Annotated in this window: 18 protein-coding genes and 1 tRNA gene; 13 read left to right on the top strand and 6 right to left on the bottom strand. The window is 58.6% G+C overall.

Features of this window, described 5'->3' with window-relative positions; all coding sequences use genetic code 11:
• Positions 1–44: 44 nt before the first annotated feature.
• Entirely contained in the window at positions 45–902 is an 858-nt protein-coding gene (locus tag AC0L8G_RS12195; protein ID WP_473384463.1) for an alpha/beta fold hydrolase, read from the bottom strand.
• Positions 903–981: 79 nt separating this feature from the next.
• Complete coding sequence (locus AC0L8G_RS12190) at positions 982–1,827, bottom strand: AAA family ATPase (protein WP_473384462.1); 846 nt, start codon at positions 1,825–1,827, stop codon at positions 982–984.
• Positions 1,828–2,002: 175 nt separating this feature from the next.
• Between AC0L8G_RS12190 and AC0L8G_RS12185 the strand changes: the two genes are divergently transcribed.
• Positions 2,003–4,630, top strand: coding sequence for a zinc-dependent metalloprotease (locus AC0L8G_RS12185; protein ID WP_473384461.1), 2,628 nt, complete (start codon positions 2,003–2,005; stop codon positions 4,628–4,630).
• On the opposite strand, the gene AC0L8G_RS12180 is transcribed toward AC0L8G_RS12185, so the two are convergent.
• Both AC0L8G_RS12180 and AC0L8G_RS12175 read right to left on the bottom strand, forming a co-directional pair.
• The gene (locus AC0L8G_RS12180; protein ID WP_473384460.1) at positions 4,627–5,136 is read right to left on the bottom strand and encodes a GNAT family N-acetyltransferase; all 510 of its coding nucleotides are present in this window, start codon (positions 5,134–5,136) and stop codon (positions 4,627–4,629) included. The two genes, AC0L8G_RS12185 and AC0L8G_RS12180, sit on opposite strands and share 4 nt — an antisense overlap.
• Positions 5,133–6,080 carry an isopenicillin N synthase family dioxygenase gene (locus tag AC0L8G_RS12175; protein ID WP_473384459.1) on the bottom strand — a complete coding sequence of 316 codons (948 nt, stop codon included), beginning with the start codon at positions 6,078–6,080 and terminating at the stop codon, positions 5,133–5,135. Before AC0L8G_RS12175 ends, AC0L8G_RS12180 begins: the two co-directional genes overlap by 4 nt.
• Positions 6,081–6,243: 163 nt before the next feature.
• Between AC0L8G_RS12175 and AC0L8G_RS12170 the strand changes: the two genes are divergently transcribed.
• From AC0L8G_RS12170 to AC0L8G_RS12155, 4 genes are all read left to right on the top strand, one after another.
• Entirely contained in the window at positions 6,244–6,996 is a 753-nt protein-coding gene (locus AC0L8G_RS12170) for a VIT1/CCC1 transporter family protein (RefSeq protein WP_473384458.1), read from the top strand.
• A 27-nt stretch (positions 6,997–7,023) separates the two neighbouring features.
• Complete coding sequence (gene amaB / locus AC0L8G_RS12165) at positions 7,024–8,514, top strand: L-piperidine-6-carboxylate dehydrogenase (RefSeq protein ID WP_473384457.1); 1,491 nt, start codon at positions 7,024–7,026, stop codon at positions 8,512–8,514.
• 258 nt (positions 8,515–8,772) lie between these two features.
• The gene (locus AC0L8G_RS12160) at positions 8,773–11,346 is read left to right on the top strand and encodes a TonB-dependent receptor (RefSeq protein WP_473384456.1); all 2,574 of its coding nucleotides are present in this window, start codon (positions 8,773–8,775) and stop codon (positions 11,344–11,346) included.
• 121 nt (positions 11,347–11,467) lie between these two features.
• A complete protein-coding gene (locus tag AC0L8G_RS12155) occupies positions 11,468–12,295 on the top strand; it encodes a glutathione S-transferase family protein (protein WP_473384455.1) in 828 nt (275 codons plus the stop codon).
• A gap of 29 nt (positions 12,296–12,324) precedes the next feature.
• Here the strand turns inward: AC0L8G_RS12155 and AC0L8G_RS12150 are convergent, their stop codons facing one another.
• Together AC0L8G_RS12150 and AC0L8G_RS12145 are read right to left on the bottom strand one after the other, a co-directional pair.
• The gene (locus AC0L8G_RS12150) at positions 12,325–13,758 is read right to left on the bottom strand and encodes a tetratricopeptide repeat protein (RefSeq protein WP_473384454.1); all 1,434 of its coding nucleotides are present in this window, start codon (positions 13,756–13,758) and stop codon (positions 12,325–12,327) included.
• 76 nt (positions 13,759–13,834) lie between these two features.
• A tRNA-Ser gene (locus tag AC0L8G_RS12145) sits at positions 13,835–13,924 on the bottom strand.
• A gap of 338 nt (positions 13,925–14,262) precedes the next feature.
• Between AC0L8G_RS12145 and AC0L8G_RS12140 the strand changes: the two genes are divergently transcribed.
• The 8 genes from AC0L8G_RS12140 (at position 14,263) to AC0L8G_RS12105 (ending at position 22,155) form a co-directional block, all read left to right on the top strand.
• Entirely contained in the window at positions 14,263–15,135 is an 873-nt protein-coding gene (locus tag AC0L8G_RS12140; RefSeq protein WP_473384453.1) for a septal ring lytic transglycosylase RlpA family protein, read from the top strand.
• A gap of 81 nt (positions 15,136–15,216) precedes the next feature.
• Positions 15,217–16,398, top strand: a complete 1,182-nt coding sequence (locus tag AC0L8G_RS12135; RefSeq protein WP_473384452.1) for a D-alanyl-D-alanine carboxypeptidase family protein — start codon at positions 15,217–15,219, stop codon at positions 16,396–16,398.
• A gap of 132 nt (positions 16,399–16,530) precedes the next feature.
• Entirely contained in the window at positions 16,531–17,196 is a 666-nt protein-coding gene (gene tmk / locus AC0L8G_RS12130) for a dTMP kinase (RefSeq protein ID WP_473384451.1), read from the top strand.
• Between the two features lie 87 nt (positions 17,197–17,283).
• Positions 17,284–18,306, top strand: coding sequence for a DNA polymerase III subunit delta' (locus AC0L8G_RS12125; protein WP_473384450.1), 1,023 nt, complete (start codon positions 17,284–17,286; stop codon positions 18,304–18,306).
• Positions 18,307–18,310: 4 nt separating this feature from the next.
• Entirely contained in the window at positions 18,311–19,114 is an 804-nt protein-coding gene (locus AC0L8G_RS12120) for a TatD family hydrolase (protein ID WP_473384449.1), read from the top strand.
• Positions 19,111–19,956 carry an MBL fold metallo-hydrolase gene (locus tag AC0L8G_RS12115; RefSeq protein WP_473384448.1) on the top strand — a complete coding sequence of 282 codons (846 nt, stop codon included), beginning with the start codon at positions 19,111–19,113 and terminating at the stop codon, positions 19,954–19,956. The genes AC0L8G_RS12120 and AC0L8G_RS12115 overlap by 4 nt, the downstream gene beginning before the upstream one ends.
• 222 nt (positions 19,957–20,178) lie before the next feature.
• Complete coding sequence (locus AC0L8G_RS12110; RefSeq protein ID WP_473384447.1) at positions 20,179–21,012, top strand: helix-turn-helix domain-containing protein; 834 nt, start codon at positions 20,179–20,181, stop codon at positions 21,010–21,012.
• Positions 21,013–21,360: 348 nt separating this feature from the next.
• Positions 21,361–22,155, top strand: a complete 795-nt coding sequence (locus AC0L8G_RS12105) for a class I SAM-dependent methyltransferase (protein ID WP_473384446.1) — start codon at positions 21,361–21,363, stop codon at positions 22,153–22,155.
• The last annotated feature ends 240 nt before the right edge of the window (positions 22,156–22,395 follow it).

The following is a 22,395-nucleotide window of genomic DNA, read 5'->3' as shown; positions in this document are numbered from 1 at the left end:
GCAAAGCTTAGGGATTTTTTGAAAGGCTGGGAAGGGCGGATGGCTCAGCCGTGATTTCGCCAGTGCGAGATGAGCAGATCTGCGAGCGTTCCCGGCGCGTCATAGGATATCCAGTGGCTCGCCCCGTTGATCCGCTCATAGCGCCAGGGCGCGTCGACAAATTCCGCCGAACTGATCATTTGCGCTTCCGTCAGATAGGCCTCGCCGTCGCTCCATATGCCGAGCGTCGGGATGCGCACAATCTCCTCGCCAAAGGCGCCCATCGCCGGAAACCTGACCATGCGGGCAAGCGAGGTGTTTGAGCGATACCAGTTGAGACCGGCCGTGAGGCGCCCCGGACGCGACAATAGCCGGATCGTTTCTTCGATATCGCCATGGGCGGACCAGTGATCGCGCAATAGCGCCCAGTCATTTGCCTTGTACGCCGCCTCGCAGACGCCGTTGAATTGATGAAACAGCATATAGAGGCTGCGCCATTTCTGTTTCCATCCGGCTTTCAGAAAAGCGCGCATGTGACCGACAGAAAGCGCGGACAATGTTTTGAACCGCTCGGGGTGCTGCGCCGCCAGCGCCCAGGCGACCGGCGCGCCGAAATCATGACCGACAATATGCGCCTGATCGACATTGAGCGCATCCATGATCGCAAGCACGTCTTTGAAGGCGCCGTTGAAAATGTCGTAATCGGCGACGCGCGGCGCCATGTCGGTTTCACCAAAGCCGCGCAAATCCGGCGCGATGACGCGGTAGCCCGCTTCGGCGAGCATCGGCGTCACCTTGCTCCAGACCGCAGAGCTGTCGGGAAAGCCATGCAAAAGAATTGCGACGGGCGCCTTCGCGCCGCCGCTGTCGCGCACGAAATGGGTCAGACCATTGGCGGAGATGCGATGTGTTTCGGTCCGCATAGGCCTCAACTTTTGCGCCGCTCAGACATCAGGGGTGCCGCTGCACGATTTCATTCAGGCGCCGTCGCGTCTCTTACATTCAGGCGCCGTCGCGCCGGGCCAGAAACGCCAGCCGCTCGAACAGATGCACATCCTGCTCGTTCTTCAAAAGCGCGCCATGCAGCGGCGGGATGGCCTTGCGCGGATCGCGTTCGGCGAGCACCTGCTCCGGCAGGTCTTCCGTCATTAACAGCTTCAGCCAGTCCAGCAATTCAGAAGTCGACGGCTTTTTCTTGAGACCCGGAACCTCGCGAATGTCGTAAAAGATTTTCATCGCATCGGCGACCAGGCGTTTCTTGATGCCGGGGAAATGCACATCAACGATTTGCGCCATCGTGTCGGCGTCGGGAAATTTAATGTAGTGAAAGAAACAACGGCGCAGGAATGCGTCCGGCAGTTCTTTTTCGTTGTTTGACGTGATGATCACGATGGGGCGCTGCACCGCCTTCACCGTTTCATTGGTTTCATAGACAAAGAACTCCATGCGATCGAGTTCCTGCAGCAAGTCGTTGGGAAACTCGATATCGGCCTTGTCGATCTCGTCGATGAGGAGGACAGGGCGCTCGGGCGCCGTAAAGGCTTCCCAGAGCTTGCCGCGCTTGATGTAGTTCTTGACGTCTTTGGCGCGCTCTTCGCCGAGCTGGCCGTCGCGCAACCGCGCCACGGCGTCATATTCGTAAAGTCCCTGATGCGCTTTGGTCGTGGACTTGATATGCCATTCGAGCAGCGGCGCGCCGAGCGCCTTGGCCACTTCGACCGCCAGCACGGTCTTGCCGGTGCCGGGTTCGCCCTTAACGAGGAGCGGGCGCTCTAGCGTCACGGCGGCGTTGACCGCGACTTTCAAATCTTCGGTTGCGACGTAATTGCTGGTGCCGGTAAACTTCACGAAACGCTCTCTTTTGCTGGATTGACGGTTAACTATAGGGACGCGCTGGCGAGAGGCAATTGCCTGATGCAGCGGTGAAATTTCAATTTTGCAATTGGCTGGAAAATCCTGCAGCCTCTTCCGGCCGGTGATCAGCCTGTACTAAACAAAGCCCGTACCAAGCAAAGGACGTCTCATGCGTGTCGCGATCGTTTTATTCGCCGTTTTCTTCTTTGCCGCCTGCGCTCGCGATGGCGGGCAGAGCGAGGCGCCGGAGGCTTCCACACCAGCGACTGCGGCGACGCATGAACAAACGGAAGACCAGGAGACCGGCGCGACGGCATCCGCATGGGTTGATGACAGCGTCAAGGACTTCACCCGCAAGGACGGCTTCCTAACCCTCTTCGCCGATGAAAAAGGCGGCAAGGTCTATGCGGTGTTTCCGCCCGCCAATGAGGAAGGGGTTTCACTGCGCGCGATCTATGGCGGCGGCCTGACCTCCGGTCTTGGCTCCAACCCTGTCGGGCTTGATCGCGGCCTGTTTGATGAGGGCTCGCTGCTCGCCTTTCGCCGGGTCGGCGACAAAATAATTGCAGAGCAGGAGAACTGGAATTACCGCGCAAGCTCCGACAATGCGCTCGAACAAAGAGCGGTGCGGGAATCCTTTGCGCGCTCCTTTGTCTGGTCGGGCGAAGTGACCGCGACCGGTCCCGCAGGCGAAAGCCTTGTGGACATTTCCAGTTTTCTAACGCGTGACTCCCTCGGAGTCGTGCAGGCGCTTGCGCGCCACCCAAATGGCGGGACTTTCACCGTCGCCGCCGACCGAACATTTCCGGACGCGGCGAATGCGATGGCCTTTCCCGACAATGTGGAATTCGACGCCTATCTGACGCTGACCAGCGACAGCCCCGGCAGTGAAGTGCGCGCCACCGCCGCTGATGGCCGCGCCATCACCATGATCATGCACCATTCGCTGGTCCGGCTTCCCGATGACGGCTTTACGCCGCGCCCCGGCGATGTGCGTTCCGGCGCGATCGAAATCCCGTTTTATGATTTTTCTTCGCCACTTTCCGCGCCGATCATGCACTCGGTTGCGCGGCGTTACCGGTTAGAGCGCGTCGACCCCGCCGCCGCATCAGGCCCGGTGAAAAAACCAATCATATTCTATGTGGATGCCGGCGCGCCGCCGCAAATCCGCGACGCGCTGATCGAAGGCGCCTCCTGGTGGGCGGACGCATTCGCCGCCGCCGGATTTGAAGATGCATTCCGCGTAGAGCCCTTGCCGGAAGGCGCGCATCCGCGCGACATCCGCTACAATGTCATTTCATGGACGCACCGCCAGACCCGCGGCTGGTCTTATGGCGGCGGGGTCTATGATCCGCGCACCGGTGAAATGATCAAGGGCAGCGTCATTCTCGGCAGCCAGCGCGTGCGCCAGGACCGGATGATCTTTGAAGGCCTTGCAGGCGCCGCCAATTCCGGAACGGGAAGCGCGGACGATCCGGTTGAACTTTCGCTGGCGCGCATTCGTCAATTATCCGCGCATGAAGTCGGCCATTCCCTGGGCTTTGAACATAATTTCGCCGCGTCATCGAATGATCGCGCATCGGTGATGGATTATCCTGCGCCGCTGGTGACGGCAGGCGCCGACGGTTCGCTCGATTTCAGTCAGGCCTATGGCGTCGGCATTGGCGACTGGGACAAAGTGGCCGCCACCTGGCTCTATGCGCAATTCGCGCCGGGCACGGATGAAAAAGCCGCGCTCGATAAAATTCTCGAAGATGCGTTTGCATCGGGCTTGCGTTATGTGGCCGATGGCGACGGACGCAGCGTCGCCACCGCAAATCCTTATGGCAGTGTCTGGGACAATGGCGAAGACGCCGTCGCGGGCTTGCGCGATGCCATGGCGGTGCGCGCTGTCGCGCTGGAAAGTTTCGGCGCGCGATCCATTTCCGCCGGACAGCCCATGTCGAAACTGCGCGAGGTTCTCGTGCCGGTCTATCTGTATCATCGCTATCAGGTCGCGGCGGCGGCGAAGCTCGTCGGCGGTTATGACTTCGCCTACAAAACCAAGGGGGATGGGCTTTCAGCGGGCGCGCCCGTGTCGGATGAACGCCAAAGAGCGGCGCTCGCGGCGCTGGTGGACACGCTTGATCCCGATGCGCTCGACTTGCCGGCGGCGTTGGTCGACCAGATGACGCCGGTGATGGGCGGGTTTGGCGGCGGCGGCGGGCTTGAGATATTTGCAAGCGAAACCGGTCCGCTGTTCGACACCGTCGCCGCAGCCGATACGGCGGCGTCGCTGACCATGGGCGCGCTCTTGCATCCCGACCGGGCGGCGCGGCTTGCGGCGTTTTCCGCACGCGATCCGGCGCGGCTTTCCTTTCCGGAAGTCTTGCAGGCGATTGAACGGAAAATCTTTGCTGCGCAGGAAACGCCTGCCCGCGAAGCCATCGCCCAGCGGCTACAGGCGCGGTTCATCTCAACCCTGATCAGCCTCAGCGCCGGGGCCGGCGCCAGCGGCGAAGCGCAAGCCGCCGCTATCGGCCTTTCTTCAGGCGGCGGCGAAATGGCGCCGCCGCGCATGCAGGCGAGCATCGATCTCTATCTCAAGGGCTTGCGCACGCGCATCGCGCCGGGGCTGCTTGAAGGCCAGACCCAGGGGCGGGCCCACCGCGAATGGCTGATCGCCCGCATCGAGCGGCATTTGAACAGGCCCGCTTCAGCGGCGGTGATTGTCACGCCTGCGCCAGATGCGCCGCCGGGCAGCCCGATCGGGTCGGGCATGATGGAGACTTGCTGGCATTGTGAAGGTTTGAACTAGAGCGCTTTCTTCATGGTGATGCGCGGCATGCCGTTGTAACCCGAGGCGGCCTCTTCGGTCTGAATGGCAGCGAGTTCCGTTTCGCCGGCGCCGGGCGTGAAATCCTCATAACCGAGCGCGCGGTAAAAAGGCGCGTTCCACGCGATGTCGCGAAAGGTGGTGAGGCTGACCGCATCGAAACCGGCGCTGCGCGCCCAGTCTTCACCCGCTGTAATCAACGCCCGGCCGACGCCGCGCCGTTGAAACTGTTCCGCGACCGAGACTTCGGTGATGTGGGCGTGTCCGTCCACCGGCCACAGCATGATGAAACCGGCGGCGGCGCCGTCAATTTCCGCGAGCAAGGTCACGCCGTCGCGCAAGCCGCGTTGATGTTCGCCATCGTCGCGCACCGGTCCGTCGGCGCAGAAATCATAACCCACCGCGCGAAACGCCTGCGCCGCATCTCGTTCCAGCGCTTGCATGAGAGGAATGTCGGCCGGCGTCGCGGGCCGTATCGTCAGGCTCATCCCGCCAGCCCGATTTCCTTCAGCCGCTGCTTTAAGAATGCGTCCGCCGTGATGTCGGGATATTTCGCGCCATCGCCACGGCAGCTATCGAGACAGGACAGCATGGCTTTTGAATGGGGGTGCATGAAGAACGGGATCGAATAGCGCGACACATTCGGGCCGCCTTCCGGATTGACGACGCGATGGGTTGTCGCCGGAATGACGTCATTGCAGACCCGCGCCAACATGTCGCCCGCATCGACGATCAGATTATCGCGGTCTGTGTCCACCGCCAGCCAGTTGCCCTCGCGATCAAGCAATTGCAGACCGGCGCCATTCGCTGCGACCAGAATGGTGATCAGGTTGATGTCCTCATGCGCCGCCGCGCGGATCGGTCCGCGCTCCACGCCTTCAGGCACCGGCGGATAATGCAGCAGGCGCAGAATCGAATTGCCGTCCGTCGCCATCTCGCGGAAAAAATTGCGCGGCACATCGAGCGAGGGCGCCAAAGCTTCGAGCATGATCAGGCCGGACTCTTCCAGCGCATCATAAAGCTCCAGGAATGTGTCGCGGAAACTTTCCGGTTTGGCGGGCCATTCATTCGGCGGGTAAATTTCGGCAAGCGGGGAATCGCTCTCGAACTCGCGGCCCACATGCCAGAATTCCTTCAAGTCCGGATATTTTGAATCCTTCGCATGCTCACGCCCGAAAGGCGTGTAGCCGCGCTGTCCGTCCTTGTGGAAATAGGGGGTCTTGTCGGCCTCGGGCAGGGCGAAAAACTCTGCGCTCTTGTCATAGGCGCGCTGCAGCAGATCCCGGCTGACATTGTGGTCTTTCAAGATGATGAAGCCGAAATATTTGAACCCTTCATAGAGGGCCTCTTCGAATTCACGCTTTTCGCCGGCGCTGCCCTGCGTATAGGCCTTGAGGCTGAGTTCCGGCACGCGGTCATATTTACGGGTCATTGGTGAGATTTCTCCCGTGGAAATGGGTGTTTGTCCTTGGCTTTACGACGCCAGACCGACCGGCGCAATGCGCCGAACGACGCGGCGTGCAGGGGGCTGCCAAGATGCGGGCTGGGTGCGGGCGGTATTTGACGCGGTTCGGCGGCGCACGCCATATGAGCCCATGACAGACCCCAACATGGCGACCGACAAGATCGAGCACAGTCACAGCCCCGGCGCCATCGCCGAGCGGCTGAAAGACGGGCCTAAGGTCAGCTATTTGCGTGACTGGGTGCTGGGCGGCATAGACGGCGCGGTCACCACGTTTGCGGTCGTCGCCGGGGTCGCCGGCGCGCAGCTCTCGCCGACAATCATCTTAATACTAGGCGGCGCCAATTTGATCGCAGACGGGTTCTCCATGGCGGCGGGAAATTATTCCGGCGTCAAAGCGGAGCGCGATGACTATAAGCGCCTCCGCGAGATCGAGTTGCGGCATATCAAACTGGCGCCGGAGGGCGAGCGCGAGGAGATCCGGCAGATATTCGCAGGCAAGGGGTTCGCAGGCGACGACCTTGAGCAAGCCGTGGAGATTGTAAGCTCCTATCCCGAGCGATGGATAGAAATCATGCTGGCGGAAGAATATGGCGCGCCGAAAGTCGATCGCTCGCCCGTCATGTCCGGCGCCGCGACATTCGCGGCCTTTGTCATTTGCGGCGCAGTGCCATTGCTGCCGTTTGTTTTCGGCTTTGGCGATAACGCGCTGGCGACGGCTGTGGTCATGACCGCCATGGTGTTTTTCGGTATCGGCGCCTTGAAATCGAAATGGTCGACCGCACGCTGGTGGGCCTCCGCGCTAGAAACGCTGGTAATCGGAATGGGCGCCGCTGGCCTTGCTTATGTGGTCGGCGCCTTGCTGAAAGGGTTGGCGGGCGTATAGCCCCCCGCGCATTGGAGTAACGCTATCATGAATATTTCCGACCTGATGGACCGCCTTGGCGTGGAAGATCGCCTCTATACACGCGGCGACCTCGCGGTGACGACGCCGATAGATGGTTCGGAAATCGCCCGCGTCGCTATTGACGACGCCGCGGCCGTCACCGCGAAAATAGAGTTCGCGCATAAAGCCTTTCTGAGTTGGCGCAATATTCCGGCGCCGCGGCGCGGAGAACTCGTGCGCCTGCTTGGCGAGGAGCTGCGCACCCATAAAGACGCGCTCGGCCGGCTGGTGACCATAGAATGCGGCAAGATCCTCTCCGAGGGCCTCGGCGAAGTGCAGGAGATGATCGACATTTGCGATTTCGCGGTCGGTCTGTCGCGTCAGCTCTATGGACTGACCATCGCTTCGGAACGGCCCGGCCATCATATGCGCGAAAGCTGGCAGCCTTTGGGCCCGGTCGCCGTGATATCGGCGTTTAATTTTCCCGTCGCTGTATGGTCCTGGAATACAGCGCTCGCTCTGGTGTGCGGCGACAGCGTGGTCTGGAAGCCGTCCGAGAAAACACCGCTTACGGCGCTCGCCGTGCAATCCCTGTTCGAGCGCGCCGCGCAAAAATTCGGCGCGGATGCCCCTGAAGGACTTTGCAGCGTCATCATCGGCGAACGTGAAGCGGGCGAACAGCTTGTGGACGATGCGCGGATCGCGCTTGTCTCCGCCACCGGGTCGACGCGGATGGGCCGCGAGGTAGGCCCGCGTGTTGCTAAACGCTTCGGCCGCGTCCTCCTCGAACTTGGCGGAAACAATGCAGGCATTGTGGCGCCGTCCGCTGATCTGGATCTCGCCTTGCGCGCGGTTTGCTTCGCCGCCGCAGGCACCGCAGGGCAGCGTTGCACAAGTCTCCGCCGATTATTTGTGCATGACAGCATCTATGACGAATTCCTGCCGCGTCTTAAATCCGCATATAAGTCATTGCCCGTCGGCGATCCGCTCGCAGCGGGCACGCTTGTCGGTCCGCTCATCGACAAAGGCGCGCTGGAGCGCATGTCTTACGCACTGGATCGCGCAAAGGCGCAAGGCGGCGCCATTACCGGCGGTGAGCACCTCGAAGGAAGCGGGAGTTATGTCCGCCCGGCGATCGCGGAACTCTCAAAACATGAAGGCATCATCTGCGACGAAACCTTCGCGCCAATTCTTTATGTGTTGCGCTACGCCTCGCTGGACGACGCCATCGCCCTGCAAAATGCTGTGGCGCAGGGACTTTCGTCCTGCATTTTTACACGCGACGTTTACGAAGCTGAACGCTTCCTTTCCGCCTCCGGATCCGACTGCGGCATCGCCAATGTAAATATTGGACCGTCCGGTGCAGAAATTGGCGGCGCCTTTGGCGGGGAAAAAGAAACCGGCGGCGGGCGTGAAAGCGGCTCGGACGCCTGGAAAACTTATATGCGCCGGCAGACTCAGACCGTGAACTACTCCGCTGCATTGCCGCTCGCTCAAGGTGTGAAATTCGACATTTGATCGTTTGTGCAAGCACACGATACGTCAGGCGAAGCGCATCGCCTCGATCATAGTGCTTATAATACCATGATAGATTATTCTAAGATTTTTATTAATCTGTATAACAACAGATTACGTTGCCGATTGGCAACATTGGCCATTTCAAATTGAATTTTTGGCGAATTTAAACGTTTCCAGCGCACCACTTATGTTACGCATGGCGAAAAGAAATCGCAGTCAAGACGATTCGAAATGCGTTGCTCATGGGAGGAATATAGAATGACCACGCGTAAATCACTTACGAAAAATATCGCACGCACGGGCGTGTCGATGATGGCATTGGCGGGAGGCTCCGGACTATTCGGCGCCGCACTCGCGCAGACTGACCAGATTGTTGTCACCGCGCAGTTCCGTGAACAAAATCTGCAGGACGCGCCGCTCGCGATTACGGCTGTCACTGGCGACATGCTTGAGCGCCGCAGCCAAACCGACCTTTCTGAAATCGCCAAACAAGCGCCGAACGTGACGCTCGCTGCGCAGAACCAGGAATATGGTTCCGCAATGATCGCCTATATTCGCGGCATCGGCCAAAACGACCCGAACTTCGCGGTCGAACCGGGCGTCGGCATCTATATCGACGACGTCTATCTGCCAACGCTGACAGGCTCGCTGCTCGACCTGATGGATGTTGACCGGGTGGAAGTGCTGCGCGGACCGCAGGGCACGCTCGCCGGCAAGAACTCCATCGGCGGCTCGATCAAGATGTATTCCGTGAAGCCGCGCGGTGACAATTCGGGTTCGTTCCAACTGACCTACGGTTCCTATGACCGGATCGACATCCGCGGCATCTATGATGTTGCCCTGACGGATACGCTCGCCATGCGCGTGTCGGGCGTCAGCAAGAACGAGACAGGCTACATCACACGGCTCGACTATGCACTGACCCATCCGGGCACCAACGTGCCAACGCAAGCCCGCAGCACTGACCCGGTACTCGGCCATGATGGCGGTGTTGCGATCGCTGGCGGCAAGGTCGCTTTGCGCTGGCAGCCGAATGACCGGCTCGATGTCAACCTGACGGGCGATTACACCCGTGAGCGCAACGAGGCGGGCGTCGCCACGCTGCTCTACGCCAACGCAGAAGGGTATATGAACGGCGATCCGACCCGGCCATGGCTCACTGGCACGGATGGCAACGCCATTCCCTATAACTGCATGTTTGTGGCGTCTGGCCCGAACAGTTGTGACACGCTGACCGGCTATGACGGCCGCTACGTCTCTTATGCGACATTCAGCGATCTTTATCCCGGCGACTCGCAACAACCGTACAAGCCCTTTGTGCTCGATCCGCACCGGGACATGGACAACTACGGCACGGCGCTCACGATCGATTATGAGCTGAGCGACACACTGTCGGTGTACTCGATCACGTCCTATCGGAAATATGAAACCGACTGGTCTTATGACGTTGACGGCTCGCCGCTCGCGCCCAACATCCTCAACCAGACCCAGAGCAACGAGCAGATCAGCCAGGAACTGCGCCTGAACGGCACGCTCGGTGACGGCTTCGCCGACTTCACGGTCGGCGGCTTCTATTTCGACACCGATGGCTTTTATACGGGTCAGATCGATATTCCCTATGGTGGGCTCGACTTCATTCACGGACCTGACCCGACGCCTTCAACAAACAAGGCCGTGTTCGCCAACGTGACGCTGAACCTGACCGAGGATTTCCATATCACAGGCGGCCTGCGCCAATCCTGGGACAAGAAGAACTACGAATATTTCCGGCGCAATCCGGACGGCACGGATATCGAAGGACCGTGCAACCTCTTCACGGGTGCTGCGCCTATAACCCCTCCATTCAGCCCCGTCGCGATCGGCAACCAGCCAAACTGCCTGCTGTTCGGGATCAACGGCACAACCGCCGAGTTCAAGGACGACCGTCTTGATTGGCGTGTTGCAGCCGATTATCGCTTCAACGATGCGCTTATGGTCTATGGCCAGGTTGCAACCGGCTATCGCGCCGGCGGCTTCAACGCACGACCCTATTTCCCGAGCCAGGCGACGGCGCACATTCCGGAAACGATCACGTCCTATGAACTCGGCTTCAAGTCAGACCTCTTCGATAACAGGTTGCGGCTGAACGTCGCCGGTTTCTATTTCCCCTATAACGACATTGTGTTGCTCTCGACCTATTGCGCAGATTTGACAGACGTGAATGGGCAAGACCAGTCGTCTCCGTGCCTGCGTCCAAGCAATGTCGGTTCGGCCAAAGTGAAGGGCTTTGAGGCTGAGGCGTTCTTCTACCCGACCGAGAATTTCAGCATCGACGCATCGCTCAGCTATCTCGACTTCCAGTACAAGGAGATCGACGAAGAGGCAGGCACCGGCGTAGCTCTCGGCGATGTGACGCCCTACACGCCGGAATGGCAGTACAGCTTCGGCGTACAATATGATGTCCAGAATGTACTGGGCGGTGATCTGAGCTTCCGGATTGACGGCTCTTACCAGTCGGAGATCTTTACGGAAGCAGGAAACGTTCGTGAACTGATCGTTCCGAGCGACGTCGTGGCGGATTCAGCCGGTTTTGAAGAGTTTGGCCTGAACGGCGGCGGCGGCCCGATCGCTAACCTCGTGGCCGACAACTTGATCGAGGGATACTTCCTCGCCAACGCACGGGTTAACTGGAACTCGGATGATGGCGACTGGGGCGTCGCTTTCGAAGTCAAAAACCTAGCCGACAAATACTATCTCGGCACCAAGGTGAACGACGCTTACTCTGTGGGCCATGTCTATGGTTCCCCGGGCAAGCCGCGCACCTGGGCGGTTACGCTGAAGCGCAACTTCTAGTCGCGTTTCCGACCTCAAAAATTACGCCGCACCGGAAACGGTGCGGCGTTTTTTTATGCGCTCCATTTCGGTGTTGAATGGCCTTTGCGCGCCGTGATGCATATCGACTAGATTGCCGCCTATGCGCGTGAATGAGGAGGGGCCTTTGCTGGAGCTGTATCACCACGGATCGTCCGCCTGTGCGGCGAAGGTGCGGTTCGCACTCGCCGAGAAGGGCCTCGACTGGACGAGCTGCTATGTGGACATCTTGAAAGGCGAACAGTTCGAGCCGGCCTTTCTTGCGATCAATCCGAAAGCGGTTGTGCCGGTGCTGGTGCATGACGGCGCGCTGATCACTGAATCCACCGTCATTTGCGAATATCTCGAAGAAGCGTTTCCGGACGCCGCCCGGATATATCCGCGCGCGCCATTGGCCCGGACAAAAGTTCGCCTCTGGACCAAAGCGGTCGATGAAGAATTGCACCCTGCCTGCTCGGCGCTCACCTATGTGCTCTCGCATCGCCATACGATTCTACGAAACGGCGCGGGCTCCTTTGATGATTTTCTAAAAGGCGCAGGCGCGGACGGGATTACCGCACGCACGCTTAAATGGCAGTGGATTCAGCAAGGGCTGGATGCCCCGGGCGCAAGCGACAAGATCAGGCTCTATGACGGTTACCTGCAAAAGATGGAGGAAGCGCTTGGCGACAGCGAGTGGCTCGCGGGCGATGCTTTCACCATGGCGGATATTGCGCTCGCGCCTTATCTCAACCGGCTCGCCATGCTCGATTGCTGCGGCATGTGGCGGGACGGGCGCATGCCGCGCGTCGAGGCGTGGTTCGCACGGGTGAAATCCCGGCCGACTTTCCAGCCCGCCTTCTTCAAATGGATGCCGGATGAATTGATCGCGGAAATGCAGGCCAATGGCGCGCAATCATGGCCTGCCGTGAAGGCGCTGCTGGAAATCTGAGGCTACATTTCGCCGGTGTGTCCGGCAAATCACCGCTGATCGCGCAGATTTTCCGACATCCACCAGGCGACGAAGCTGCAATATGACGGCCAGCGATTAAGGCCGATCCGCGCCCGGCTGACAGCGGCTTCCGGATTGTCCCAGTCGTCGCGCTCGACGGCGTAGATTTGTTTGTCGCGCTTCCAGAAGACATACCAGGACCCTTGCGGATCTCCGTAGTCCGATCTTTCTTCGCTGCCCGCGATCGCGATGAAATCAGGATGCAGGCCGAAATCGTCAGCCAGGATTTTCGTCCATTGCGCCAGTTTTATGGTTGCGCCATTGACCGGATCGCACAGAAAAATATGCGTGCGGCTATTCCATATGCAGTCCATCCGGTAGGCGCGCATCAGGTCCAGACTCGCCGGGTCGTCCGTCCACCCCATATCCTTTAGTACCCGGGCGACCTTGCCTTGTTCTTTGGCGGGCCGCGTCGCGTCAAGCGGTGCGCCCTCGTCGTCTTTCTGATCCGGCACATGGAGATCAATGAATCGCCGGGCGGCCTGCGCATCCTCGATGATCCCGGTATTGGCGTCGGGAAGGGGCTCCGGCGCCGCGATAACGCCGAGATGGCGATCAGGGCGCCGTGTCGTTTCAGATGCAGCACCAACGCCGGCCGTATTCGGCCAGCTATGCCGGTATGTGCCTTCCCAACCAATGCGCTTGAGGATTGCTGCAAAGATATAATCGATGATCAGCTCGTTATCGTCATATCCATCCAGCAGACCGGAATCGGGGTTTCGTTTCGCCCGTCCGAGAAACATTTTTTCATGTGCGGCGAGCATATCTTCGGCTGACGCATACTGTCCGGTAAGCGCCTTTATATAAACGGAAAATTCCTCAAGGCGGTATTTCGGGTGCCTCTTGCTTACCCATTCGTCTGCGCTCGCCTGCCAGGCCTGCATGTCGAAATCGCTCGATCCGAGACAGGCGCTGAGCAGCGCATCCTTGAACCATGGCTCGTAACACGGCTCGAAATCTTCTGCTCGCGTCAGGTCTTCAAGTTCGACGCCGAGCAGGCAGGCGGCGCATTTTGCGCAATCGAGCCCGTGATATGACCGTCGCGGCCGGCCGTGTGCTGCGCATGCCTCAACCAGCCTTTGATGGCGTTCCAGCGTCGTGCGCAGATAGTCCTCCGCCCGGGCCAGGTCGCCTTGGCCCCAATAGAGATTGGCGATTTCGAAACTGTATTTCACCTGAGCGGCGATATTCATGATCGCCAGATCGACTTCTCCCTCTGCAAGCTGAGTTTCGACGAGTTGCCGAAAATTCCCGCCGCCATAGGCCTTGGTCGGCCCCTCAAGGAATTCGTGCTGAATGTGCAGCAGATATTCGATCCGGCTCTGCTTCGGCGCATTGGCCGCATTGCGCTTTTTGCGCTTGAAGATGTCGAGAAGATTCATCGCCAAAACGTAATCGAGCAAAATGAAACCCGCAATCTCCGGGCGGGCTCATTCCGTCTGGGCGTCTTTCATTTGCAGGTTGGCGCGAGATAAAAACTGGCGGAGGGGGTGGGATTCGAACCCACGGAACGCTTGCACGCTCAACGGTTTTCAAGACCGCCGCATTCGACCACTCTGCCACCCCTCCGGGCGCACTGAGAGCCGCGCGGCGCTCAGCACAAATGCGAAGGGCGAGAAATAACGCGCCCGCCGGAAATCGCAAGAGACGATACAGGGTTAATGAGCCGTTAATATTCGCCGCTTATTGCCGATAGCGCTTGTGTCCCGTTTAATCGCATCGCGCCGCGTGAAGCCGCGTCGCACAGAGTTCAGGCGCGCCCTTTCCATGAGCCATTTCTCGACCGTTTTTGTTAGATTTTCCGCGCTTTTGCTGATGGTTCTCGCCGCCGCCTGCGCCAGCGCGCCCCGCAGCAGCAGCAGCGGCGGAGGGGGCTCCCCCATTACAAGGTCGGCAAGCCCTATAAGGTGGCCGGCAAATGGTACAAGCCGGAAGAAGACCCGAATTATTCCAAAGTCGGCGTCGCCTCCTGGTATGGCTCGCAATTCCATGGCCGGCTGACGGCGAATGGGGAAATCTTCGACATGAACCGGATTTCGGCGGCGCATACGACATTGCCGCTGCCATCCATGGTCGAGGTCACCAATCTCGAAAATGGCCGCTCGCTGGTCGTCCGGGTCAATGATCGCGGGCCCTTCGTCAATGACCGGATCATCGATATGTCGCGGGAAGCGGCGCGCCGGCTCGGCTTTGAGCAACAGGGCACGGCGCGGGTGAGGGTGCGCTATGCGGGCCCTGCGCCGCTCAATGGTGCTGCGCCGAAATATGTGGCGCGCCCGCCGGAACGGGTCGCGAGAGCTGCGCCGGTGCGCCAGGAGACGATTGCACCAGGCAAGGAGCCCGTCTGCGACGGCGTGTCGGAATTGCTGACCAGCATGGAGGCGGCCCCCGCCTTGACGCGCGGCGCGGAAGAAGCCGCCATCGCCGAGGCCGAAGCTTGCGCCCCCGGGGAGGCCGAAATCCCCGCGACGGATATTTCCACAGCCGCCCCCGGCGATACGCGCATGGTGCATACGGCGGCGCCGGCCGGCGCGCCTGTCGAAGCGCTTTATCTTATCCGCGTCGCGGCGCTTTCGCGGCTCGATAATGTGGATGCGCTGCGCGCCCAGCTTGGGGAACTTGGCGTTTTACGCATGTCGCGCGTTGAAACAGAGACCGGAAGCGTGTTCTACCGGGTCAATCTCGGGCCGTTTTCCTCGATTGAAACCGCAGCGGAAACCTTGGAAGCGGTGCGCAGAGCAGGCTATGCTGATGCTTCGCTGGTCACGCTGACGCCATAGGCTCGCCCTTATTGCGCGCTGAATAAAGAGAGTTTGCGCCGTATTTTCGTGGGGCGCTTTGTGTATCGAAGGAGACGCGTCTTGCAGTTTTCGATTTTCCGAACCTTGGTTTTGGCGATGTCGGCGGTGATGCTGGCCGGCGCGGCGCAAGCGCAGCCGCTGACGACGCCCGCTGAATACGCCGTGATTATGGACTACCGAACCGGCGAGGTTCTTTACGAAAAGAATGCGCGCATCCCGACCGCGCCGGCGTCAATGTCGAAATTGATGACCGTCGCGATTGTTTTCGACCGCCTCAAAGAAGGCTCCCTGAAACTCACCGACGAGTTCGAAGTCAGTAAAAAAGCCTGGCAGGAGCGTGAAGGCTCTTCCATGTGGGTGCGGGTCGACACCAAGATTCCAGTGCTGGATTTGTTGCGCGGCATTATCGTGCAATCCGGCAATGACGCCTGCATCGTCGTCGCGGAAAACATTTCCGGCTCTGAAGACGCCTTCGTTGAGCTGATGAATCGCAAGGCGCATGAATGGGGCCTTGACGATTCCACTTTCGCCAACCCCCACGGCATGCCCGACGCAAAGCAGAAAATGAGCATGCGCGATCTGGCCTTGCTGACGCGCAAGATCATTTCCGATTACCCGGAATATTATGCGCTGTTCGCAGAGCGCGAATTCACCTGGGAGAAAATCCGCCAGTCCAACAGAAACCCTATTCTCGATATGGTCGAGGGCGCGGACGGACTGAAAACCGGTCATACGGAAGAGTCCGGCTATGGCCTTGTGGGCTCGGCTATACAAAATGGCGAGCGGCGCATCGTCGTGGTCAACGGCCTGACCTCCGAGCGTGAACGCGCGACGGAGTCTGCGCGCCTGATCCGCGTCGCCTTCAGCGATTTTTCGACAAAAACCTTTTACGAGCCCGGCGATATTGTCGGCGAGGCCGAGGTCTTCAAAGGCAAGGCCGCAAGCGTGCCGTTGATCGCCCGAGAGCCGGTAAAGCTGATCCTGCATCGCTCTCTGCTCGATGGCGCATCGGCGAAGATCGTTTATCAAGGACCTGTCGCCGCGCCGATAAAAGAAAACCAGCAAATCGGTTTCCTGCGCGTTGAAGCGCCCGGCGGCGGCGCCCGCGAATACGCGCTCTATGCGGGTCAGGCGGTGAAAGAAGCGAGCATCTGGGGCAAGATCGGTCTTGCTGCGAAAAAGCTGCTGGCCAAGCCGCATGATGATGCGGGCGAACCGGAAGCTGATTCTGGGGTAAATTAACCCTGTGTTATCAAGTGGTTATGAGGTTTTTTGCACAATCCTGTTGAAAATTACTAAATCAAAATGTGTGCATTTTCATTGCGACGCCAAATTAGAATCGCACAACGATAGACTCAACAGGAGTCATATACAGTGTTTATTTCAATTGACGGCATCGACGGTGTTGGAAAAACGACGCTTGCGAAGAATCTTGCCAGTTGGTTTGAATCTTCAGAAAAGCGAGAAGTGTTTCTAACGAAAGAGCCCACATCAGAGTCTCCGTGGGCAAAGAAATTGCGTCACGCCGCATTGACCGAACGCTTACCAATAGACGTTGAACTGGACTATTTTCATAAAGATCGTTTGTGGCATCTCAACAACCTTATTCTGCCTGCATTGCGGTCAGGAAAGGTTGTAATTTGTGATCGATATGTAGACTCGACACTCGCCTATCAGGCTAAGTCTCGTCGCTCGGCAGATTCAATGTATAAGAAAATGAAGAGAGAAATACTAATTCCAGATCTCACATTTATACTTTATTGCGATGTTGATACTTGTTTGGCGCGTATAAAAAATAGAGGTGAAGTACAAACTTCATTTGAAAAAAAGCAGACGCTTTCACTAGCCAACGATATTTTTAAAAGTCGCAAAGGTCAGCACTACCGCCTGATAGAAAGCTGTGAAACTTCTGAGCAAACATATGCAGCAGCTTTAAAGGCTATAAAGAGCCTCGGAGCTAGGGCAAAAAAGCGTTCGACTTTGGAAATTAATTTGAAATCCGTTGTTGCGCCAGAAGCATCACAGTTTGCATGTGCGTAACATCGGGTATTTCGCTAATAGTTTCCTGCTAGTTCTATAGATCACGCTTCCCTTCCAAACGCCGCATAAAACGCTTAGACCCATGCCATGGAAGAGGACCTGATCCCGCCGCGCGCGAGGGCTCGCCAAATTGGCCAGCAGCCCCTCGAAAAGCGCCTGCGCGCCGCCATGGACGGCGGCACCTTCAGTCATGGCTGGATCATCTCCGGCCCGGAAGGGGCCGGCAAAGCAACGCTCGCCTATCGCATCGCGCGCGCCGTACTGGACCCGGCGGCGCTGTCGGATGCTGAAACCCTCGACATGCCCGAGACCGGGCGTGGCTTTCGCCAGATCGCCGCCAACGCCCATCCCGACCTTTTTGTCGCCGAGCGGCTATGGGATGAGAAAAAAGGCAAGCATCAGTCTGAAATTACTGTCGAAACCATTCGCAAGCTGACGGCGTTCCTGAACCGCACCGCGTCTGGCGGCGGCGCGCGCGTCGCGATCGTCGACACCGCCGATGACATGAACCGCAACGCGGCGAACGCACTTTTGAAGGCGTTGGAAGAGCCGCCGGCGGGGGCGCTGCTCCTGCTTCTTGCGGCGACGCCGGGAAGACTGCTCCCTACAATCCGGTCGCGCTGCCGCCGCATCGAACTGCCGCCGCTGAGCCAGAAAGAAGTAGAAGCCTTTTTGACCGCCGAAGGCGTCAGTGAAAATGACGCCCGCAATATCGCCGATCACGCGCGCGGCCGTCCGGGCTATGCCTTGTCTCTGGCCGCGGGCGAGGGGGCTGACGCCATCCGCCTGGGCCAGCAATTCCTGACCATAGCGCAAAAGGGCGGCGACCTTTCAAAGGTCATCGCCGGCGTCACCGGAAAGGCTGGCGAGGCGCGCTGGCCGGTGTTTCTCGATACAGTAGTGACCGGGCTTTCCGATGCGGCGCGCATGGCGGCGACAAGCGGAGAGGCGCAGGGTTTTGGCGGCGCCGATGCGGCTTCCTTGCTGGGCGCATGGCAAGCGGTGACGCAGCTCTCCGGGCGCGGCGAAGCGCTGAATCTTGACCGTGCGCAATTGCTGCAAGCCATGGCGTTTGATTTGCGGGCGGCGCTCAGCGCCAGGGCAGCCTAAGCAGATGTCAAAACCTATGCTTGTCGACAGCCATGTGAATTTGCATTCGGAAAAATACGCCGAGGATCTCGACGAGATTTTGCAGCGCGCGCGCGAAGCCGGCGTGACGGCCATGCTGACGATTTCCGACCAGCTTTCCAGCATCGAGGCGATCACGGCGATTGCCGCGCGTGATCCGTATATCTGGCGCAGCGTCGGCGTGCATCCGCATTTCGCAAAAGACTATCCGGGCTTGTCCGCGCAGAAGCTTGTCGACCTGGCGGCGGACGAAAAAGTTGTCGGGATCGGCGAATGCGGGCTGGATTTCTATTACGAATATTCAGATCGCGCAGCGCAGGAAGCCGTGTTTCGCGCCCATATCGAAGCGTCGCGTGAAACCCAGTTGCCGCTGATCATTCACACCCGCGACGCCGATGACATCATGCAGGCCATGCTGGAGGAAGGTCACAGGGAAGGGGGCTTCACGCCCCTGCTCCATTGCTATACGGGCGGGCCGAAACTCGCAGACGCCGTATTGGGCCTCGGCGGATATGTATCATTTTCCGGCATCATCACCTTCAAAAACGCCGCCGATGTGCGCGCCATTGTCGAGGCGACGCCGCTCGACCGGATCATCATCGAGACCGACTGCCCCTATCTCGCGCCGGTCCCGATGCGGGGGCGGCGCAACGAACCGGCCTATGTGACCCATGTGGCGGAAAAGCTCGCCGAGATAAAAGGGGTCAGCCTAGAGGAGGCTGCGCGCGAGACGACGGAGAATTTCTTCCGCCTTTTCGCAAGAGCGACGGCGCCGGGTGACGGATCATGACCGGCCGCTTACGCGCGATCATTCTGGGCTCGGGATCGTCCGGCGGGGTGCCGCGTTTCGGCGGCGCTGACGGAGCGGGCGACTGGGGCGACTGCGACCCCACGGAGCCAAAAAACCGCCGCACACGCTGCTCGATCCTCGTGCAACGCGAACATCCGGAATTCGGCTTCGCCCATGACAAGGTGACGTCGGTGCTGGTCGACACGTCGCCGGATATGCGCGCGCAGCTTTTGGCGGCGCAATGCTCGCGTCTCGATGCGGTGCTGTTCACTCATGACCATGCGGACCAGACCCATGGCATAGACGATCTGCGCGTTTTCGCCTTGCAAATGCGCCGCCGCATTCCTGTGTATATTGATGACGCAACCGCCGGTGTTCTGCTGGACCGGTTCCGCTATTGTTTCGAACAGGCGCCGGGCAGTCTTTATCCGGCGATCCTGGAGAAAGTCGACATGCCCGCATGCGGCGAAGACTTCTCCGTAGACGGACCAAGCGGACCGATTCCGGTGAGGGCGTTTTTACAGTTTCACGGCAATGTAAATTCGCTTGGCTTCCGGTTTGGCGATATCGCCTATTCAAGCGATGTTGTCGGACTGCCGGAAGAAAGCTTTGACGCGTTGTCAGGCGTGAAAAGCTGGATCGTCGACGCCCTGCAATATAAACCGCACAAAACCCACGCGCATCTCGACATGGCGCTGGCTTGGCTGGAACGGCTCGCTCCGGACCGTGGCATTCTGACTAACCTGCATGTCCATATGGACTACCAGACCCTAAGATCCATACTGCCAAAAGGCGTTGAGCCTGCATATGATGGCTTGACGGTTGCGGGAAATGCTGAATAACAAAGAATAGTATTTTGCGGCTTCGGGGGAAGTCTAAAATTGAATATTTTCAGTGATCTATTGCTCAGCTTGATCTTTATTGGCGCCGCGTCTCGCGGCGCTGAAACTGCGTCGGATCAGGCATGAGAAACGACATGACGGCCGGCATCTTAGTTTCGCCGCAAAACCGACGATTTGACGCGGTAACACCGCCATTGTTGGGACAGCAAGGGCGAGGCGATCATGCTTGAGTATCATATGCCGCGGATAGATCTGCGAGAGTATGTCCGCGCATATTATTATTTCTCTACGGACGTTCACGCTTTTCAGCCGATCTACGCGGAGATGGGAAACATCCGCGTCATCTTGAATGGCTCCGGCACGCTGCACACGCCGGACGGCGCAAGACACCATCTCAATTCAGCCTTCCTGCTTGGTCCGACAATGGGATCATACTGCATGGAAGCGGAAGCGGGCGCACGCGTCTTCGGCATCGGGATCAGACCCAAAGGCTGGATGGTTTTATGCGGGATGAGCGCGGAGGAAGCGACCGACCGGGTGATTGATCTCACATCCTTCGCCGGCGGACTCGCGCGTTCGACCATCGATGAAATGCGCAATGCACGCAGCATCAACGATATGGCTCTGGCTGCGGACAGATTTTTCGCCCAGATCCTGGCGCGCAAAGCCGCCCGGCGTTCGCAAGTCTATCCCGAAGCATTGGCGCAATGGCTGCTCAATCCGCTTGATCTCGCGATCGACGAATTGATCGACAGCATGGATGTTTCACGGCGCCAGACGGACCGGCTTGCGAAGCTGTATTTCGGCGCTTCGCCGAAATATCTGCAGCGGAAATATCGCGCATTGCGGGCGGCGGATCGGATCCGTGCGGGCGAAACGGACTGGCTGGCCGCGGCTGGCGGCGGGTTTTACGATCAGTCGCATTTTATCAAGGAATTCAAGACATTCGTGGGCGTTACGCCAAAGCAGTTTATCGGTAATCAGGCCTTGCTGATCACTGAAATCCAGGCCCAGCGCCGGGCGCAGGCATTAGCGCTGCCATTGGCAAGCTTCTAAAATTTTCAAATTACTCATCGATATGGCCAATATTTCCTATAGCGACGGCAAACCACACGGTAAGCTGCTGACATTGTAGGGAGAATACCGCTACCAGAGCCGAACAAAGCCGGAAGGGAGAGACCGGTTGGGGGAACGCTCTGGGTATCACGGGAACGCACAAGCGCCGCCGCCGCGATGTTTGTGCGTTCCCGGTGTATTCGCAGCTGGCAATACTTGTGCAAGCGCTTTCCGCGAGATTCCAGCGGAGGGCGCTTTTTTTGTATTTTCTGCATTTCAGCCCACTTAAGTCAGAGAGCTTGCTTTTACAAAATTTATGGTTATGGGGGTTTTCAGGATTGGGAGAAGATGAGCGTGGATGTAAAAGCGAAGCAGGCGGCCGTTGCACGAGTGTCGCGTTGGCATCATTCAATTGACCTCGGCGACGGCGTAGTAACGCCGGGAAAAATGTCTTTGCAACGTATGCAAAGGAAATTCGATAGTTTCCAGCTTCCTGATCTCACTGGCTTATCACTAATCGATATTGGCGCTTGGGACGGCTTCAATGCATTTGAAGCTGAGAAGCGCGGTGCGGCTCGCGTTGTCGCCATGGATCGTCATGTCTGGTCGTTCGATATCCACAATCCGGAATTTGCGAAGCGCTTCCGTCCGGTCGTGCCGACGCTTTACCGCGTGCCAAACTATTACAAGCCCGGAGAATTACCCGGTAAGATCGGTTTTGAGACCGCACATATGTGCCTGCAATCGAATGTGCAGCAATACCTTGGCGACATCGAGACGGTCGATCTTTATGATCTTGGCGTCTTCGACATCGCTCTGTGCATCGGCGTACTCTACCATATGCAAGACCCTATGGGCATGATGCGCAAGCTCGCCATCCTGACCAAGAAGATTGCTGTTATCGAAACTGAAGGTATCGACATTCCAGAATTCCGCCATTCCGCTTATGCAGAGTTTTATGGCGACAGCGGTCTTAATAATGACCCGTCAAACTGGTGGGCGCCCAATGAAAAAGCCCTTATCGAAATGGCGAAGGCTGCCGGCTTTCGAGACGCAGAGATTATCGCTAAGGCGCCAGGACAGCTTTCCAAAATTGCGGGCAAGCCCGACAATGTGCGTTTGACCCTTCAAGCGACACATTAGCTGCTGAACTATTAGAGTTTGTACGAGCACTTCACGCTTTGGGCGCACCCGGCGAAGTGCCGGCCGCACTTTTGCAACCCGACACGCCGTCTATCGCATAGCTGGCGCGCGCCGCCGGCCTCAAAATCCCCCTAGCAACAGCCACACAATTTGCGACAATATAAATTGTGCAACTTATTCTATAGGATGGACAGACGGCTGATTCACAGCATTTTCGCTGGGTTTCACGGCTATTTGGCG

The sequence above is a fragment of the Hyphococcus sp. D3-15 genome, assembly GCF_055809375.1.
The sequence above is the reverse complement of the archived record's forward strand: the minus strand, read 5'-3'. Positions and strand labels throughout refer to the sequence as shown.